General features: G+C 37.2%; 15 protein-coding genes. 13 read left to right on the top strand and 2 right to left on the bottom strand.

Annotated features, from left to right (window positions below; all coding sequences use genetic code 11):
- Positions 1–138 precede the first annotated feature (138 nt).
- Positions 139–2,823, top strand: a complete 2,685-nt coding sequence (locus EG849_RS12085; RefSeq protein ID WP_125013344.1) for a TonB-dependent receptor — start codon at positions 139–141, stop codon at positions 2,821–2,823.
- Positions 2,824–3,069: 246 nt separating this feature from the next.
- On the opposite strand, the gene EG849_RS12080 is transcribed toward EG849_RS12085, so the two are convergent.
- Both EG849_RS12080 and EG849_RS12075 read right to left on the bottom strand, forming a co-directional pair.
- Positions 3,070–3,765 (bottom strand): DedA family protein, encoded by a 696-nt coding sequence (locus tag EG849_RS12080; protein WP_125013343.1) that lies wholly within the window; start codon positions 3,763–3,765, stop codon positions 3,070–3,072.
- A 27-nt stretch (positions 3,766–3,792) separates the two neighbouring features.
- A complete protein-coding gene (locus EG849_RS12075; protein ID WP_125013342.1) occupies positions 3,793–6,036 on the bottom strand; it encodes a cation:proton antiporter domain-containing protein in 2,244 nt (747 codons plus the stop codon).
- Between the two features lie 658 nt (positions 6,037–6,694).
- Here EG849_RS12075 and EG849_RS12070 point away from each other — a divergent pair.
- From EG849_RS12070 to EG849_RS12020, 12 genes are all read left to right on the top strand, one after another.
- Entirely contained in the window at positions 6,695–7,138 is a 444-nt protein-coding gene (locus EG849_RS12070) for a hypothetical protein (RefSeq protein ID WP_125013341.1), read from the top strand.
- Positions 7,139–7,224: 86 nt separating this feature from the next.
- Positions 7,225–7,704, top strand: coding sequence for a septal ring lytic transglycosylase RlpA family protein (locus EG849_RS12065; protein WP_125013340.1), 480 nt, complete (start codon positions 7,225–7,227; stop codon positions 7,702–7,704).
- An 8-nt stretch (positions 7,705–7,712) separates the two neighbouring features.
- Positions 7,713–8,093 (top strand): septal ring lytic transglycosylase RlpA family protein, encoded by a 381-nt coding sequence (locus EG849_RS12060; protein ID WP_125013339.1) that lies wholly within the window; start codon positions 7,713–7,715, stop codon positions 8,091–8,093.
- A gap of 133 nt (positions 8,094–8,226) precedes the next feature.
- Positions 8,227–8,706 carry a GbsR/MarR family transcriptional regulator gene (locus tag EG849_RS12055; RefSeq protein WP_125013338.1) on the top strand — a complete coding sequence of 160 codons (480 nt, stop codon included), beginning with the start codon at positions 8,227–8,229 and terminating at the stop codon, positions 8,704–8,706.
- 33 nt (positions 8,707–8,739) lie between these two features.
- Entirely contained in the window at positions 8,740–9,900 is a 1,161-nt protein-coding gene (locus EG849_RS12050) for an efflux RND transporter periplasmic adaptor subunit (RefSeq protein ID WP_125013337.1), read from the top strand.
- A gap of 8 nt (positions 9,901–9,908) precedes the next feature.
- Entirely contained in the window at positions 9,909–13,085 is a 3,177-nt protein-coding gene (locus EG849_RS12045) for an efflux RND transporter permease subunit (RefSeq protein ID WP_125013336.1), read from the top strand.
- Positions 13,075–14,487, top strand: coding sequence for a TolC family protein (locus EG849_RS12040; RefSeq protein ID WP_125013335.1), 1,413 nt, complete (start codon positions 13,075–13,077; stop codon positions 14,485–14,487). Before EG849_RS12045 ends, EG849_RS12040 begins: the two co-directional genes overlap by 11 nt.
- A gap of 330 nt (positions 14,488–14,817) precedes the next feature.
- The gene (locus tag EG849_RS15735; RefSeq protein WP_199732290.1) at positions 14,818–15,042 is read left to right on the top strand and encodes a hypothetical protein; all 225 of its coding nucleotides are present in this window, start codon (positions 14,818–14,820) and stop codon (positions 15,040–15,042) included.
- On the top strand, positions 14,985–15,452 hold the full coding sequence (locus EG849_RS12035; RefSeq protein ID WP_199732288.1) for a suppressor of fused domain protein: 468 nt from the start codon (positions 14,985–14,987) through the stop codon (positions 15,450–15,452). The genes EG849_RS15735 and EG849_RS12035 overlap by 58 nt, the downstream gene beginning before the upstream one ends.
- Before the next feature lie 131 nt (positions 15,453–15,583).
- Positions 15,584–16,171, top strand: a complete 588-nt coding sequence (locus EG849_RS12030; protein ID WP_125013334.1) for a hypothetical protein — start codon at positions 15,584–15,586, stop codon at positions 16,169–16,171.
- Positions 16,172–16,624: 453 nt separating this feature from the next.
- Positions 16,625–17,011, top strand: a complete 387-nt coding sequence (locus EG849_RS12025) for a helix-turn-helix domain-containing protein (protein ID WP_125013333.1) — start codon at positions 16,625–16,627, stop codon at positions 17,009–17,011.
- Between the two features lie 160 nt (positions 17,012–17,171).
- On the top strand, positions 17,172–18,158 hold a 987-nt coding region (locus EG849_RS12020), incomplete at its 3' end, for a tyrosine-type recombinase/integrase (protein ID WP_125013402.1).

The following is an 18,158-nucleotide window of genomic DNA, read 5'->3' as shown; positions in this document are numbered from 1 at the left end:
CTCAAGTGTGTTTTATTTATATAATTAAGGCTGTTATGTATTGATTCTGAATGAGATTGCTTTTTTTTAACTCTGGCTTAACATTTGAAAATTTTAGTTATATGACCTTTGTTTCGAAATTAAATAAACAACAACAAAATGAAACAATTTAAAAAATTGATGCTGGCTTTTCTGCTTTTATTTGCAGTTTCATCAGCTATTTCTCAAACAAAAATTACCGGAACGGTAAATGATCCTCAACTTGGAGGTTCACTCCCTGGGGCGAATGTTAGCGTAAAAGGGACAACAGATGGAACTTCAACTGACATCGATGGAAAATTTACTTTAGTGACTTCAAAAACATCTGGAGAAGTTGTTATTTCTTTTATGGGATATATTACAAAAACAATTGCATTCTCGGGAACAAATGTTGATTTGGGAACATTGAATTTAGAAACGGATGCAAGTCAGTTGGATGAAGTGTTGGTTGTGGGGCGAGGTATTATCGATTTGGCAAAAGATAGAAAAACACCAATTGCAGTTTCCACGCTGACAGCTGCAGAAATTCAAGACAAAGTTGGTAGTGCTGATATTACCCAAACTATGGTAAATACGCCATCAGTTTATGTAACTGGTCAAGCAGGAGGTTTTGGAGATTCAAAAATAACGGTACGTGGTTTTACACAAGATAATACGGCTTACTTATTGAATGGTCAGCCAATTAATGGTATGGAAGATGGTTTGATGTATTGGTCAAACTGGTCAGGAATGTCAGATATTGCTAATGCAATTCAAATTCAAAGAGGTTTAGGTTCTTCAAAATTAGCGATTTCTTCTGTGGGAGGAACGGTGAACTTTATAACAAAAGCGACTTCGATGAGAGAAGGTGGTTTTGTTTCTGCAGGAGTTGCAAATGATGATTATTTAAAAACTACTGCTGCTTACAACACCGGTTTGATCAATGGAAAATTTGGTGTGAGCGTCTTGTTTACCCACTGGCAAGGTGATGGATATAATGATGGAACTCGCGGTCAGGGACAAAATTATTTCATCTCTTTTGGATATAAGCCTTCTGAAAAACACAACTTAAACTTTTTGATTACGGGAGCTCCTCAAGAGCACGATCAAAACTTTACAAAAAGACTTTCTGATTACCAGACTTATGGTAGAAAATATAACGGTAACTGGGGAACTTTAAACGGGAAATACCAATCTGAAAGAACAAATTTTTACCACAAGCCAGTTGCCAATTTAAACTGGGACTGGGCTATCAATGACAAATCTGAATTGTCAACAGTTCTTTATGCATCATGGGGACGAGGTGGTGGAACAGGAAATTATGGAGCTTCTGCAATTAAATCAAACGGTCAAATTGATTTTGACGCGATCAGAGATAGAAACTTAGCAGTTGGTGACGGGGTTCAAGGTGATGGACAGTCTTACTTAATCCGTTCATCTGTTAACAATCACAACTGGTATGGTTTGGTTACAAATTATAAACATGAGATCAGTGAAAATTTAGTTTTTAATTTAGGAGCTGACTTAAGAACTTATTATGGAACGCACTTCCGTCAAGCTGAAAATTTCTTAGGATTAAATAGCTGGACAGAATCAAGAGGTTTGCGTGATGGGAACAGTGTTCCTGGTGCAACGGCAACAAATACAATTACAGAATCAATGGGCGTTAATCCTTGGGGAGCAACTTTTAACAGTCTTGGTGAAGATCAAAGAATTGACTATGACAATAGTGAAAGAATTTCTTATGGAGGCTTTTTTGGACAAATGGAATATTCAAACGATATGTTTTCAGTGTTTGTCCAAGGTGCCGTTTCAACACAATCTCACCAAAGATTTGACAGATATGATTACCTTGCACAATTTGAAGATTCTGAAAAAGTAAATAATACAGGATTTAATGTTAAAGCTGGAGGTAGCTTTAATCTTAATGAGCAGAACTCATTTTATGTGAATGCGGGTTATTACTCACGTCAACCTTACCACGATAATATTTATTTGAACTTTACAAACCTTATCAATCCATTAACAAACAATGAAAAGATACTTGGCCTTGAGGCAGGTTATAGCTTTAAAAGTCAATATTTCTCAGCGAATGTAAATGCTTATAGAACTTCATGGAAAGATAGAGTTACAACAAATTCAAGAGCAGCAACAGAAGATGATGATTTTGGATCAATTGTAGTTCCAGTTGGAAATCAAATTTATACAACAAATGAAGGTGTAGAACAATTGCACTCAGGTATTGAGGTTGATGTTGTGGCAAAACCATTACCAAATTTAGATTTAAGGGGTTTCTTATCTCTTGGAGATTGGGAATACAAAGGAAATGCAGCTAAAACAGTGAGAGATGAAGACAGAAACGTACTTTCTAGAGCAATAACTGATGTTGATGGTGGAAAAGTAGGTGATGCAGCTCAAGTATCTGCAGGAGCAGGTTTTAAATATGAAATCATGGAAAGATTTTCAGTGGACGCTGATTACAGATACTATGAAAAAGTATATTCAAGAGTAGGAGCAGTTAAAAACAATCTTGAATTGCCTTCTTACGGAATCGTTGATGCTGGTTTGTCATATAAAATGTTAGTTGGAGCGGACAAGTCAAAATCAGTTTATTTCAGATTTAACATGAATAACTTGTTACACAATATTTATCTTTCCGAGTTAAGCACTAATATCAAAACAACGGATAGAATAAATCCAAATGTTGCTACAGACATGCGTACATACGAATCAGAAGGAAGACTGATCAATGGTTTAGCAGATGCTAACCAAGGTTACTACGGTTTTGGAAGAACTTGGAATTTTACAATTAGATACAATTTTTAGGTAGATACTTTAGTTTTGTAAATAAAGCCTCTCATTTTTGGGAGGCTTTTTTATTGTTTGTATGGCCTGCAGAAAGAATTTAAACGAGCAATAAGCGGTGCCTGAGCGCGTTCAGATAAATCAAGGTTGCGCATTATTGCTACCAGAATTAAGAATTGGACAATAAAAAAGGGACAGATAGATTTCTGTCCCTTTTTTACTTGATGATTTTGTAAAGAAGCCTCTTTATCAGCTGCTTTTCTTTAATTAAATATCTTCCTTCGGAGTTTCTTCTTTGTTTCCTTTTATGAATTTAACTACCACTGGAACCGTTGTAATCAAAACGATAATGATGATAATAATTTCAATATGTTTCTTCAAATCGATATCAAATTCTGACAAGAAGAAGCCATATAAATAGTGTCCCGCCATAATCAAGCCAAATGCCCAGATAACCGAACTTAAGATGTTGTAAAACATAAAACGTTTTTTGTCCATTTGTACAATTCCGGCAATGATCGGCGCAAAAGTTCTCAAGATGGGCATAAAACGAGCAATGATAATTGCTTTCCCGCCATATTTTTCAAAGAAAACACGAGATTGTTCCAAGTATTTTTTCTTCCACCAAAAGCTATCTTCTTTTTTATATAAATACCAACCGCTTTTGGCTCCGAACCAATATCCAACAGAGTTTCCAACAATTCCGGAAAGTGCGACAAGCGTGGAAAGTAAAGCTACGTTTCCAAAATCACTCTCTATATAAGTTATATTTTCTATTAATTCGCGACTGTAAATTCCTGCCAAGAAAAGCAAGCTGTCTCCCGGAAGAAAAAATCCGGCAAAAAGGCCAGTTTCTGCAAAAACGATAAAAAGCACCACAAAAAGCCCAATGCTGACGCCTCCAATTTCCATTGATATGTAGAATTCGGGGTTAATAAGCTGTTTCCAATCAAAATTTTCCATTATGAAATGTAATTAAAATAAGTAATTCTAGTTTGTATTTAAGGTAATAAGGTTCATTCTTTTTTTGTCGCCCACGATCCAAATGATGTCATTTTTTTCTAAAATAACGTGGCTTTCGGGGTTCATCATTCGCTGTCCGTCGCGCTCAATTCCCACAACCAAACCATTGGTCTTCTCTCGCAATTGCGATTCTCGGATGGTTTTTCCAATAAAATTTTCATTCTTCAGTTCAAAGTTTTTCAATACGGTTTCGGCATCATTTTCTGGAACTGTAACCTTGCTTTGGTTCACATAAACCTTAAATTTGTCAATCTGCCTGTCGGTTCCAATGATATATAAAATGTCATTCGGGAAAAGCTGTTCGTTTCGGCTCGGAACATTTATCGTAAAGCTACCGCGTTTAATTGCGGCAATATTTACCCCAATTTTTTCTCTCAATTTTAATTCGTGCAGCGGTTTTCCGACGATATTTAAATCAGCATCGATTTCAAAAGTTGTCATGTGGGCATCCCAAGGAGACAATTCGTGCTTGCTGTTGGTCGCTTCCTGATTTTCGCGGTCATTAAAATTCTGTATAAATCGACTTTCAATCCTTTCGTAAAAAAGCTGCAGTCTCTTTGGAAAAGCCATGTAAACAAAGACAAAGACTACAACTGCCCCGAATGCAATAAGGCTCGAAAAGAAGCTGTTCAGCAAAAAGCCAATGAAAAAAACACCAAAAAGGATCCGGATTAAATTTACGATTCGAATCGGCGCCCTGAATTTGTTTTCCGCTTTTAAGTCGCTCAGTGCTTTGGTAGCTACTTGACGTAAAGCCAAAGCGTATAAAAAAGGAGCGATGCATAATAAAGTGGCGGTGGCAATGGCCACATTTGCCCATTGTGAACCGTTGACCATCGGAAGCAGAACTCTTGAAGAAAGCAAAATTAAGGCGATAATCAAAACCGAATGGATGATGATCTGAATAATGCTGGCTCTCACAAACAACACCCAGTTGCTCGTGGCTTTAATGGTTTGCGAACTTGAACTATAGCTTTCAATCCCCTTTATAAATTTATCTGGAAGGATTTTGACCAATTTGTTGTAGGCCGGGATGGATAGCTTAATCATAAAGGGCGTCGTGAACGTTGAAATGGCTGAAACGGCGACTATAATTGGATATAAGAAATTGCTGGTCACGCCAAGCGTCATCCCTAAAGTGGCAATGATAAATGAAAATTCCCCAATTTGTGCCAAGCTCATTCCGGTTTGGACCGACTGTTTTAAAGGTTGTCCCGAAATCAAGGCCCCAATAGTGGAACTTATAGTTTTTCCAAAAATGGTCAGTAACGTAATGATAATAACTGGCCAGGCATATTCTACTAAAGTGTCAGGATTGATAAGCATTCCGACGGAAACGAAGAAAACGGCTCCGAATAAATCTTTTACGGGTTTGACCAAGTGTTCAATGCGTTCTGCTTTTGTGGTTTCAGCAATGATAGAACCCATAATGAATGCGCCAAGTGCCGGAGAAAACCCAGCCATTGTTGCCAAAATAACCATCATCAAACACAAAGCCAACGAAACAATCAGTAAAGTTTCGTCGCTTAAAAGATTTTTCGCTTTTTTCAATAATGTCGGAATGAAGAAAATTCCCCCAACAAACCATAATATCAAGAAGAAAACCAATTTTAAGACGGATTCCACTAATTCCATTCCTGAGAACTGCTGGCTGACGGCAATGGTAGAAAGTAAAACCATCATTAAAATGGCCACGATATCTTCTACAATCAAGGCGCCAAAAACAATTCCTGCAAATTTTTGGCCTTTTACGCCCAATTCATCAAATGCACGAAGAATAATTGTGGTGGAAGACATGGATAAAATAGCTCCCAAAAAAATACTGTCCATAGAAGACCAGCCCATAAACTGGCCGGCCCAATAGCCGAGGAAGACCATCGAAACAATTTGTACTGATGCCGTGACAGAAGCTGTTCCGCCCACTTTCATCAGCTTCTTGAAACTGAATTCTAAACCTAGGGTGAATAATAAAATAATAACGCCTATTTCTGCCCAAACTTCCACATTGTGTTTGTCCTGTACCGATGGAAATAGGGTAAAATAAGGTCCGGCGAGAAATCCGGCAATTAAATAGCCAAGAACCAATGGCTGTTTTATTTTTTTAAAAAGTAAAATGGCAACTGCAGCAGTCATCAAAATTAAGCCCAAATCACTGATCAGGGGATAAAGATGATGGGAGGCTTCTGCTGCCGTTTGTTTAACTTCATTCATTGTTGGAAAAATTTAATAGTTTACATGTTTTGCAGAACCTAAATTTCAGGTTCTAAACGAATAATCAAATTAAATGTTTACCAAAAAGCTTGAAAGGAGTAAAAAATAGAAAGAAGTTTTCTATGGCAAAAAGAATTGTTGAAAGTGTAATTCGAAAAATTTTTATGAAATTTCGAACTGTCAAAAAGCGAAAATTTTGAACAAGAAAAAACACCCAGAATTAGATTAAGGCCATTGCATTTTGACAGGCCTGCAATAGTATTATAGTGTGTTCTTGAGAATCTTTTTTTCTTGTGAAGTTTATCAAGTGAACTAAAAGTAGCTCTTTCTTTTTCTGGTTTTGTAATGCTTTTGGAATTTCTTTTTAAACTATAACTTTTTATTTCAAAATTAGAAAATGACACGTCCTTCTTATCATTGGCTACATATTGTAAACCAAACAAGAACAGGCACAAGAAAATTATATGTTTGACTTTTTTTAGCATTTAACCGCAAATTTAAGTTTTTGTACTTGAATTTTCTTTACAATTGAATTAAAGAAATGTTAATTGTTAAAATTTATTTTTGTAATTTGGACTGATTATGAATTAAGATACCCGTCAGTACTTAATTTTAAGAAAATTCATTTTTTGGATATATTTGTAAAAACAAATTTAACATGGATACTTACAAAATTATTTTAGAAGCGCACTCAGGTATTGCATACGTAGCTTTAATCACGATCGCAATTGCGGTAATTAATTCATTAATCGGAATTTCAGCGAAAAATGAATTCAAACCAAAAGACAGAAGAATTGCACTCTTTGCACTTATAGCAACACACATTCAATTTATTTTTGGGCTTATTTTATATTTTGTTTCTCCAAACGGAATGGATGCTTTTAAAAGCGGTATGAAAGCCGTGATGTCAAATGAAGGACTTCGAAAACTTGCAGTGGAGCATCCGGTAACTAACATTATAGCAATAGTTTTAATTACAGTGGGTTGGAGCACTCATAAGAGAGCTGAAGAAAGCAAAAAATTCAAAAAAATAGCCATTTTTTATGCACTAGGTTTGATATTGTTATTGGCAATGATTCCTTGGGGAAATTGGATTGGATAATATCAAAGAAGCTCTAAAATAGGGCTTTTTTTAATTTTGGGTATAGTAATTGTAAGATGAATTGGCCAAACACAAAAAAGTTTATTATGAAGTATAAGACTACAATTCTATTGTTGTGCTTTATTGCTTTGATTTTTTCCAGCGGTTTTTCCAGTAATGATAAGGAGTTTCAAAAGTTTCCACAAGTGAAATTAGAAATACCAAAAGATTCTGTAAAAAAAATAGCTGTTGCGGATAGCCTTAAATTGGCAGATACAAAAAAGTATAAGTTATTTAAAAAAAATGCACACGCGTCTTATTATGCTGACAAATTTACAGGAAGAAAAACGGCAAGTGGTAGGATTTTTAACAACCAAAAATATACTGCAGCCCACAGAAAATTACCTTTTGGGACTAAAGTTCGCGTTACAAATGAAAAAAACGGTAAGTCAGTTGTGGTAGAAATTACAGATAGAGGGCCGTTTACCAAAGGCAGAGATATTGATTTGACCAAAAAGTCCTTTATGGAAATTGCCTCAAACAAATATGGTGGGCATTTGGTTGTTACCATTGATATTATTGAATAAAATAGATTATGAAAAGCAAGGTTTTACTTTTGTTATTGGTTCTTGGAAGCGTTTTGACAAGCTGTTCTTCAAGCAAATCTGTCTCCGGAAAAATGTATAAAAAGAACGCGCATGCTTCTTATTATGCCGATAAATTTAACGGGAGAAAAACGGCAAACGGAGAAAAATTCAGCAATAGTAAATTGACTGCTGCACACCGAAAATTGCCATTTGGTACAAAAGTAAGAGTCACCAATAAAGTCAATTCTAAATCAGTAATTGTCGAAATAAATGACAGAGGACCCTGGGTTCCGGGTAGAGATATCGACCTTTCAAAAAAAGCGTTTATGGATATTGCAGAAAATAAAAACCAAGGAGCATTAAAAGTAAGTATAGAAATTATCAAATAAAGTAAAAAAGGTCTTCAGAAATGAAGGCCTTTTTTTATGATTTATTTTCTTAAAGATTATTTAACACAAATTTAAGTTCGTTTGGTTCGGTGATTAAAGAACCAAAAAGTATCTTTGCAGGAAATTTTACATAATGTCAAATATGCAAGAGGAAAAAGAAGAATTGATTGAGATGTTTGGAATTCATTTTGAAACACACCATCGACTTTCGCCACTTTCCGCAAGAATACTTTCATTGTTAATTGTAGAAAATTGCAAATCAGGATTGACTTTCGATGATTTAGTTTTCAAATTAGGAGCCAGTAAAAGTTCGGTATCTACCAATTTAACCCTTTTGCTGAAAATGGGCAAATTAGAATATCACACGTTAGCAGGCGACAGAAAGAAATACTATAAGCCTTCTTCTTTTGGAGATCGAATGCGCACTTATCTGCAGATTGTTCTTGATGAAAAGAAAATGGTAAAAAGAATGTTGGATTACAGAAAGAAAACTACCGAAAACCCAATTCAATGTTCCAATCTTGAAATGTTAAAAGTATATCAAGATCACGTTATTGAGTTTGAAAGTTTTTTAAGTAAAACAATTAAGAAATTAGACAAAATAGAAAAATAGAACAAGTAACAAACCCCTATTATATAAATTCGAATGAAGAAGAAGTCGATCTTTAGTGCTTTAATTGCAGTAGTAGTTTTAGCATCGTGTGGTAAAAAACAAGAACAGGCGCAAGGGCCACAAGGTCCGGTTCCGTTTCCGGTGCAGACAATAGTCAAGCAAGATGCGGTTGTTTATCAAGATTATACTGCCAATCTTGAAGGACAGCAAAATGTGGAAATTCGCCCAAAAGTAAATGGATTTATCCAAAAAATATATGTTGACGAAGGTCAAGTAGTCAGAAAGGGACAATTGCTTTTCAAACTAGAAACGCAAACGCAAAACCAAGATGCGGCAGCAGCGCAAGCAACTGTAAAGGCAGCTCAAGTGGAAGTAGACCGCTTGAAACCATTGGTGGACAGAAAAATCATCAGTGAAGTGCAATTAGAAACGGCTAAAGCTAGATTAGCGCAAGCAAAAAGTGCTTACGGCGCAATAGCTGCTAACATTGGTTTTGGAACCATCGTTTCTCCAGTAAATGGGGTTATCGGAAGTCTTCCTTTTAGAGAAGGAAGTTTGGTTAGTTCAACGAGCGAAATGCCTTTGACAACGGTTTCTGACACTAAAATTGTCCGTGCTTACTTTTCTATGAACGAAAAACAATTGCTTTTCTTCAACAAGACTTTTAAAGGAGCAACAACGGCAGAAAAATTAAAAGCAGCGCCAGAAGTTTCACTTTTGTTGGTTGACGGTTCAGAATACGACCAAAAAGGAAAAATAGCAACAATGAACGGATTGGTTAACCCTACAACGGGAACAACACAATTCAGAGCGGAATTCAATAACCCACAAGGTCTTTTGAGAAGCGGTTCTTCAGGAATTGTTCGTTTGCCAATTGTCCAAAAAGAGGTAATGCTTGTGCCTCAAAATGCAATTTTTGAAGTGCAGGGAAAACAGACACTTTATGTTGTTGAAAAAGGAAACAAAGTGAAATCAAGAATTGTAACTACAAACGGAACTTCTGAATTGAATTTCATCGTTACTGATGGTATCCAACAAGGCGAAATGGTTGTTATTGAAGGTGCGTCTAAATTAAGAGACGATATGGAAATTGTTCCTCAAGATGTTCAAAAACAAGCGCCAGCTCCAGCAAATGAGCAAGCTCCTGCAACAAAAGATTCAGTATCAACAACTAGTACTCCCGCTAAAAAATAAATCTCAAGATGTTAAAAACTTTTATAGAAAGACCTGTTCTCTCGACGGTAATTTCGATCCTGATCACCATTCTTGGGGTTCTTGGATTGATGTCTTTACCAGTGGAACAGTATCCTGAAATCGCGCCTCCAACAGTTCAGGTAACTGCAACATACACTGGAGCGAATGCAGAAACGGTGCTAAATAGCGTCGTGATTCCTTTGGAAGAAGAAATCAATGGTGTGGAAGGAATGACTTATATGACTTCTTCTGCGGCCAATGACGGTTCTGCAAAAATTTCTGTTTATTTTGAATTGGGAGTTGATCCCGATATTGCGGCGGTAAACGTTCAAAATCGTGTGTCTCGTGCCACTTCAAAATTACCTCAAGCCGTGGTTCAAACCGGAGTTACAACTTTAAAAAGCCAAACGAGCGCTTTGATGTTCTTTGCATTGTATTCCAATAATAATGATTTTGATGAAACCTATATTCAGAATTATGCGAAAATCAACTTAGTTCCAAAATTACAGCGTGTTAAAGGTGTTGGTCAAGTAAACGTCTTCGGTGCCAAAGATTACTCCATGAGGATTTGGATCGATCCTGAAAAAATGGCTACTTATGGCGTACAGCCAAAAGACATCCAGGCCGCTTTGCAAGAGCAAAATGTGGAAGCTGCTCCGGGTAAATTTGGTGAAAATGCCGATGGTGTTTATGAATATGTAATCAAATACAAGGGAAGACTTTCTGAAATTGCTGATTATGAAAATATAGTTGTAAAAGCGACAGGTAACGGAAATTTCCTTCACCTAAAAGATGTTGCAACAGTTGAATTAGGCGGTTTCAATTATGGAACCAAGAATATCGCAATGGGTAAACAAGGTGTTGCCGTTGGGGTTTTCCAAACTTCTGGTTCCAATGCACAAGATATTATTACCGAAGTAATGACTATTTTGGAAGAAACAAAACCAAATTTCCCAAAAGGAGTGGACTATGTAATTCCGTTTAATACAAAAACGTTCCTTGACGCATCGATCAGCAAGGTAATTGCTACATTGATTGAAGCTTTTATCTTGGTATTTATTGTGGTTTACATCTTCTTGCAAGATTTTAGATCGACGTTAATTCCGGCAATTGCGGTTCCGGTGGCAATTATAGGTACTTTTTTCTTCTTGCAAATATTTGGATTCTCAATCAACATGTTGACTTTGTTCGCAATGATTCTGGCGATTGGTATTGTCGTCGATGATGCGATTGTCGTCGTCGAGGCGGTGCATGCCAAATTAGATGAAGGAGCAAAATCAGGTAAAGAAGCAACGCTTTCTGCGATGAGTGAAATCTCCGGTGCCATCATCTCGATTACTTTGGTGATGTCTGCGGTATTTATTCCGGTATCGTTCTTGAGCGGTCCCTCGGGAGTTTTCTATCAGCAGTTTGCAATCACTTTGGCAATTTCCATTTTGATTTCTGCCGTAAATGCCTTGACGCTGAGCCCGGCTTTGTGTGCGCTTTTCTTGAAGCCTCACAAAGATGGCGATCACCACAAAAAGAATTTGAAAGACAGATTTTTCTTGGCTTTCAATACTGGTTTTGATAAAATGAACAATAAATATGTCAAGTCTCTTGGATTCTTGGCAAGAAAAAAATGGATTACAGTTGTTGCTTTATTAGTATTTTCTGGAATTACAATATTATTGTTCCAAACGACTCCTTCTGGATTTATCCCGAATGAAGACAGGGGTATCATTATGGCCGATTTAACGCTTCCTCCAGGAACCACTTTAGAGAAAACGCAATTGGCAGTCAATGAATTAGATTCTATTTTAGGATCTATGGATATGGTAGAAGCACGAATGAGCGTTGTGGGATTCAGTTTGCTGAATAGCGTGAATGGGGGTTCCTATGCCTTTACCGTAATCAAATTAAAAGACTGGGAGCATCGTAAGGAAGCCAATCAATCCGTAGATGCAATCGTTGGTGAATTGTTCGGAAGAACGGCTCACTTTAAAGATGCCCGCGCCTTATTTTTCACGCCACCGAGTGTGCAAGGTTTTGGTACAGCCGATGGTTTTGAGATGAAAATCCAAGACAAAGGCGATGATGATTGGGCAACAGTTAGTAAAGTGAGCAATGAATTTCTTGGGGAGTTGATGAAACGTCCAGAAATTCAATATGCGATGACCAATTTTAACCCCACTTTCCCACAATATCAAATGGATATCAATGTGGAAAGAGCCAAAGATGCTGGAGTTTCTGTTACCGATATTTTTAACACGATGCAAGGTTATTATGGTGGCTTATACACGACAGATTTCAATAAATTTGGTAAACAATACCGTGTAATGATTCAAGCAAAAGCAGAAGAAAGAGCTACGCCAGAATCCATCAATAATATTTACATCAAAAATGGCCAGGGCCAGCAAGTGGCTATCAGCCAATTCATTGATTTTAAAAGAATTTATGGGCCAGAAGCTGTAGCCCGTTTCAATTTGTTAAAAGCCGTAAACGTGAATGGTAAGGCAAATCCAGGATTTAGTTCAGGTGATGCGATTAAAGCCATCCAAGAAACAGCAGAGAAACATTTGCCAAAAACATATACCTATGAATTCTCAGGAATGACACGTGAGGAAATCTTGGCAGGAAGCCAAGCTGCGGGCGTCTTCTTGTTGAGCTTGATTTTTGTGTATTTCTTGTTAAGTGCACAATACGAAAGTTACTTGGTGCCATTATCTGTATTGCTTTCATTGCCTGTCGGAATTGCCGGAGCTATTGGCTTTGTGAAATTAGCAGGACTTGAAAACAACATTTATTTCCAAGTTGCCTTGATCATGCTTATAGGACTCTTAGCGAAAAATGCGATCCTTATTGTGGAGTTTGCCATCCAAAGGCGAAAACACGGAATGGATCTGACACAAGCGGCAATTGAAGGGGCAAAAGCACGTCTTCGTCCGATTTTGATGACTTCTCTTGCCTTTATCTTCGGTTTATTGCCATTGGCTTTATCCACAGGAGTTGGTGCTGTCGGAAATAGATCTATCGGTATGGGAGCTGTGGGCGGTATGTTAGTAGGAACAATTTTAGGAGTGTTTGTTATTCCAATCTTGTTTGTGATCTTCCAAAGCCTGCAGGAAAGAATTTCTGGAAAGCCTTTTGAAGAAGGACAAAATGAATCTGATGTTATACTTTTAGACGAAGAATATGAAAAATAAAATATATAAAATTGCCATGGTTGTCGTTCTTGGAACGGTAATGCAATCGTGTTTCGTCGCAAAAAAATACGACAGGCCAGAATTAAAGACAGAGAATTTATACAGAACTGAAGTGGTGTCTGCGGATACTACTTCAATGGCCAATGTTTCTTGGGACAAAGTATTTACTGACCCAACGTTACAAGGCTATATTAAAACAGGATTGCAAAATAATTTAGATATTAGAATTGCAATGCAAAACATCGCTGCTGCAGAAGCAACCATGAAACAAGGAAAAGCAGGTTACTTGCCAACATTTTCTGCAGGTGCGGATTGGACACACCAAGAACTTTCTAAGAATAGCCAGTTAGGCGCTTTGTTCAGTTCTGGTGGCGGAAGAACCAATGTAGATCAATACCAATTGACAGGAACGCTGGGCTGGGAAGCAGATATTTGGGGAAAAATCAGAAGCAATAAACGTGCAACCAATGCGGCTTATTTGCAAACAATAGCTGCCAACCAAGCTGTGAAAACGCAATTGATTTCAAGCATTGCTTCGACTTATTACCAATTACTTGCAGTTGATGCCCAAATTAAATTAGCTGAAGAAACACTTATCAACAGAAACGAAAGTATTGAAGTAATTCTTGCTTTAAAAGATGCCGGGAACGTGAATGAAGTGGGCGTGAAGCAAACTGAAGCACAAAAATATGCTACAGAAATCATTATCGCTGACTTGAAACAAAGCGTGATTACTCTTGAAAATACATTGAGCGTTCTTTTAGGCCAGGTTCCAGGAAAAATTGAAAGAAGCACGCTTGACGCACAAGTAATGCAACCCGAAATTACGCTGGGCGTTCCTGCGACTTTGTTGCGCAATCGTCCTGATGTGATTGCAGCAGAATACAATTTGATCTCATTATTTGAGCAGACTAACGTGGCAAAAAGCAACTTTTATCCCACTTTGAGATTGACTGCAACTGGCGGCCTTCAAACGGTTGATATTAAAGAATGGTTTAGCGCTAATTCTCTATTTGCCAATATCGTTACCGGTTTGACGCAGCCCATTTTAAACGGAAGACAAATCAGGTCGCGTTATGAAATTGCAAAAGCACAACAGCAACAAGCCTATCTTGAATTTGAGAAATCTTTGTTAACTGCGGGCAACGAAGTTTCCAATGCTTTGGCGCAATACAATAATGAAACAGCCAAACTTGAAATTCGTGGAAAACAAGTAGATGCCCTGAAAAAAGCAGCTGCTTATTCTGATGAATTACTGACGTATGGTTTGGTAAATTATTTAGAAGTATTGACTGCAAAAGACAATGCACTAAACACAGAATTGAATTTAATTGACAATAAATACAGACAATACAGCGCCATTATCGAGTTATATCGTGCCCTTGGAGGCGGATGGCAATAAGATAGTTCCAGTAATGGGATTATGATTGATTTTGTTTTTGTTCAAGACCACCAGATGATTTAGTTCATTTGGTGGTTTTTTGTTTTTAAGGAAGTTCTGAAAGGTTTAAAAGGTAATGATGCACAAAGTTATTCGCAAAGATTCGTGGCGTTTTGTTTGCGGGTCTGGTTGTCGCCCGGAGCAAGCGTCCCAATCGTGACGATGAATTTGCCTCAGCTTGAGAAAAAGTCATAATCTGTTGTCTTTTTTCTTACTTTTGAAGAGCTTGTGCTTATTATTCCTATAGAATAAGCTGTGCGATCATTAATTAACCAAAACCAAAACATCTATATGAGCTTTTTTAAAAATTTATTCGGAAGCAAAAAGAAAGTCTTCACTGAAGAAGAATTCATTTCAAGTTATGACTTAAAGTCTAAAGCAATTGAAGGCGTTTTAGGCAAGATGGAAGACATGGTGGGGCATGCCGTCATTCCTTTTGAAATTGGCGGTGCAGTAGAATGTATTATTTTTCAGAGCATATCGAAGGAACCGGTTTTGCGACAATGGAATTATTGAATCCTGATGGGAACGGACCAAAACCAAATGTAATCGGGACCTATGAACTTGTAGCCTTTACAAAAGAAAAGTACCACAACATTGAAGATTCAGGAACTCCGTTTAACAAGATCGAAAGACATATCTGCGGTCTGTTTACAACCATCGGCAATTATTCTTCACAAGCCGTATTGAATCCAAAGGAGACCTGTGAAGTGCCAACCGATCAAGAAGAAAATGCCTGCCTGATATTTGACGCTTACAAGGGCTTTCAGATTTCAGACAGAATCCACCATCTGCTTTTGTGCCTGCAGGTGTTTCGATCTGAAATGGATTTTGCCAGAGCAAACGGAACTGACAAATTAATCGACCTGCTGAAAGACGCCGGACATTATCCTTATAGTGATTTGAATAGAGAGAAAGTGGCCTAATGGCTTTGTGCTCTCGTGAGCTTTCCGGAGGTGATGATACTCTGTCTGCCACCAAGTGATTTAGCTCATTTGGTGTTTTTTGTTTTAATTATGAATCTATTTCAATAGTTTTACTGACCAAAACTTTGAATATGTTTAAAATCTTATTGCCATTATTATTGTTTCCCCTGTTGCTTTCAGCTCAATTGGATAAAGCGTTGAACAAGAAAATCGGAATCACGGAAGATTTATCTAGCAAGGAAATAAGAGTTTATAGAAAAGCTGATATAATAAATTTCGTTTCATTATTTAGATTGTACCAAAATGATGAATTGGTTTGGAAATCTGAATATTATGAATGCCATTTTATTCTTCAGGAAGACGGAAGTGATGATTTTAGAAAGATTGAAATAACATCGTCTAAAGAACTTTCTTATGTGTGGCTTGAAATTTTAAGTTCAGATATATTGTATCTTCCAGAACAAGCAGTTTTTAAATATAAACTAAGAGGTAAAGCAAAAATTAAAACTATGGACGGAAAATATGAAAGTCAAGCATCAATAATGGCTGTACTTGATGGTGAAAGCTATGCAGTTCAGGTCAGGGATGGAGATAAGAAAAATAGTTTTGAATATGACAATCCTAAGCAGTATCATAAATATTATCCTCAAGTTGATGAACTGCAATCTTTTATATATTTGCTAAAAATCTTAAAAAAGAGATTTGCCATTTCCATATAAACAATCATACTATTTGATTTTAAAGCCACCAGATGATTTAGTTCATTTGGTGGTTTTTTGTTTTTAAGGAAGGAATTTCTGGAAGGTTTTTTTAACGCAAAGATGCGCGAAGTTCTTCGCAAAGTGACACAAAATTAAGGTTGTTGGCCATAAGTGCGTTGCGATTTCAGTGAATTTTAAGTTTGTGAATGGAGAACGAAGCAGTATTTCTGGCGGTGTTTTTTTGGGCTGACTGGATTTCTATTTTACATAAGCGTTTTCATACACTCCCCATACACTATCCCTACCTCGGATAGGGAGCATCGGGCGATGGGACTGTCTTGTGCGCTGCTGTTGAAAAAGGTGCGGGATGGAAGCCATTTGTTTTTTACCAATGGCCATCTTAGAGAAAATTTGTACATTTGTTTGGCAGGGTTGCGATACAGCGACTACTAACACCTAATACCTTGAATTATGAGCACTACACTTAAACCCAAACATGTCGGGCGCAATATCAGCCGACTTCGTGAACTGCGAGGCATCAAGCAGGAAGCACTGGCCATCGCGATAGGCGTGAGCCAGCAGACGATTTCAAACATCGAGAACAGCGAGAATGTGGATCATGACAAGCTGGAGCTGATTGCGAAGGAACTTGGGATTACTGTTGAAGCTATTAAGAATTTTAGTGAAGACGCCGTTTTTAATTACTTCAACAGTTTTAGCGACAATAGTATAAATCAAGGTCCAATAGGTTCTCATAACATCTGTAACTTTAATCCCTTGGACAAGTTGCTTGAAGCTTACGAAGAGAACAAAAAACTTTACGAGCGCCTGCTAGAAGCAGAAAAGAAAAATAAATAATTTGAAAGCCCCTATTGTTGGGGCTTTTTTTGTGGTGTATTTTGCATTTTTTGAAAGGCGCCTGCACCTACTTTGATTTAATCAGTTGGCCTTGCCCTATTTTTAAGCCTTGTTTCTTAAAATTGCGTATTTTTGTGTTATCTACTTAAAAGCCAAGCTGATGAAATGGGAAGCCAAACCGATTGTGTATAAAAAAGAGCGCCGAATTGCGGTCTATTTTGAAAAAGACTTTTGCCTGATCGAACGGATCAAGAGTCTTGAGGGCGCACGATGGAGCCAATCTAGGCAATTTTGGCATCTGCCAGATACGGATGAAAATCGAATTAGATTTAAGATTGAAACACCAAGTGCCATCTGGATGACTCAAGAGATTGTAAAGGCTTTGGAGGACTTTACCTTTTGGCTTCGATCCAAACGATATAGCGAAAATACCATCAAAACTTATGTTGAGGGTTTAAAATCATTTTTAGTATTTTTTAAAGACAAGCCTGTGGCATTGCTGGACAATAATGATGTGATTTTGTATAACAATCTATTTATCTTAAAGAATAATTTTTCGGCGTCGTATCAAAACCAAATCACGAATGCGATTAAGCTTTATTTTAAGACAATACGAGAAACAAAGATTGATATTGATAAAATTCACCGACCAAAACGGGACAAGGTATTGCCAAATGTGCTGTCTAAGGCGGAGGTGAAAGCTTTGTTAGAAGCGCACAGCAATATAAAGCACAAAACAATGCTGAGCCTGATTTATAGCTGTGGATTGCGATGTGGCGAACTTTTAGTTTTGAAGCCTGTCCATATCGATTCTAAACGCAATATCGTATTGCTTAAAAACGCAAAAGGTAAAAAAGACCGAATTGCTCCGTTAAGCCCAAAGATATTAGATATGCTTCGCAATTATTATAAAATCTATAAACCTGCTGTTTATCTGTTTGAAGGTCAATTGTTAGGAGAGAAGTACTCTGCAAAAAGCTTGCAAAGTGTTTTAAAGCAAGCAATAGAAAAAGCTGGCATAAAAAAGCCGGTTACACTGCATTGGCTAAGGCATAGTTATGCTACGCATCTTTTGGAAAGCGGTACCGATCTGAGATATATTCAAGAATTATTGGGACATAGCAGCAGTAAAACCACAGAAATTTAC

It is taken from the genome of Flavobacterium macacae (assembly GCF_003865365.1).
Lineage (GTDB): Bacteria > Bacteroidota > Bacteroidia > Flavobacteriales > Flavobacteriaceae > Flavobacterium > Flavobacterium macacae.
Note: the sequence above shows the minus strand (reverse complement) of the source record. Positions and strands in the feature narration are given on the sequence as shown.

Bases quoted from the DNA above. Each gene is read 5' to 3' on its own strand.
- EG849_RS12085 (WP_125013344.1), top strand. From the start codon at position 139: ATGAAACAATTTAAAAAATTGATGCTGGCTTTTCTGCTTTTATTTGCA.
- EG849_RS12080 (WP_125013343.1), bottom strand. From the start codon at position 3,765: ATGGAAAATTTTGATTGGAAACAGCTTATTAACCCCGAATTCTACATA.
- EG849_RS12075 (WP_125013342.1), bottom strand. From the start codon at position 6,036: ATGAATGAAGTTAAACAAACGGCAGCAGAAGCCTCCCATCATCTTTAT.
- EG849_RS12070 (WP_125013341.1), top strand. From the start codon at position 6,695: ATGGATACTTACAAAATTATTTTAGAAGCGCACTCAGGTATTGCATAC.
- EG849_RS12065 (WP_125013340.1), top strand. From the start codon at position 7,225: ATGAAGTATAAGACTACAATTCTATTGTTGTGCTTTATTGCTTTGATT.
- EG849_RS12060 (WP_125013339.1), top strand. From the start codon at position 7,713: ATGAAAAGCAAGGTTTTACTTTTGTTATTGGTTCTTGGAAGCGTTTTG.
- EG849_RS12055 (WP_125013338.1), top strand. From the start codon at position 8,227: ATGTCAAATATGCAAGAGGAAAAAGAAGAATTGATTGAGATGTTTGGA.
- EG849_RS12050 (WP_125013337.1), top strand. From the start codon at position 8,740: ATGAAGAAGAAGTCGATCTTTAGTGCTTTAATTGCAGTAGTAGTTTTA.
- EG849_RS12045 (WP_125013336.1), top strand. From the start codon at position 9,909: ATGTTAAAAACTTTTATAGAAAGACCTGTTCTCTCGACGGTAATTTCG.
- EG849_RS12040 (WP_125013335.1), top strand. From the start codon at position 13,075: ATGAAAAATAAAATATATAAAATTGCCATGGTTGTCGTTCTTGGAACG.
- EG849_RS15735 (WP_199732290.1), top strand. From the start codon at position 14,818: ATGAGCTTTTTTAAAAATTTATTCGGAAGCAAAAAGAAAGTCTTCACT.
- EG849_RS12035 (WP_199732288.1), top strand. From the start codon at position 14,985: ATGTATTATTTTTCAGAGCATATCGAAGGAACCGGTTTTGCGACAATG.
- EG849_RS12030 (WP_125013334.1), top strand. From the start codon at position 15,584: ATGTTTAAAATCTTATTGCCATTATTATTGTTTCCCCTGTTGCTTTCA.
- EG849_RS12025 (WP_125013333.1), top strand. From the start codon at position 16,625: ATGAGCACTACACTTAAACCCAAACATGTCGGGCGCAATATCAGCCGA.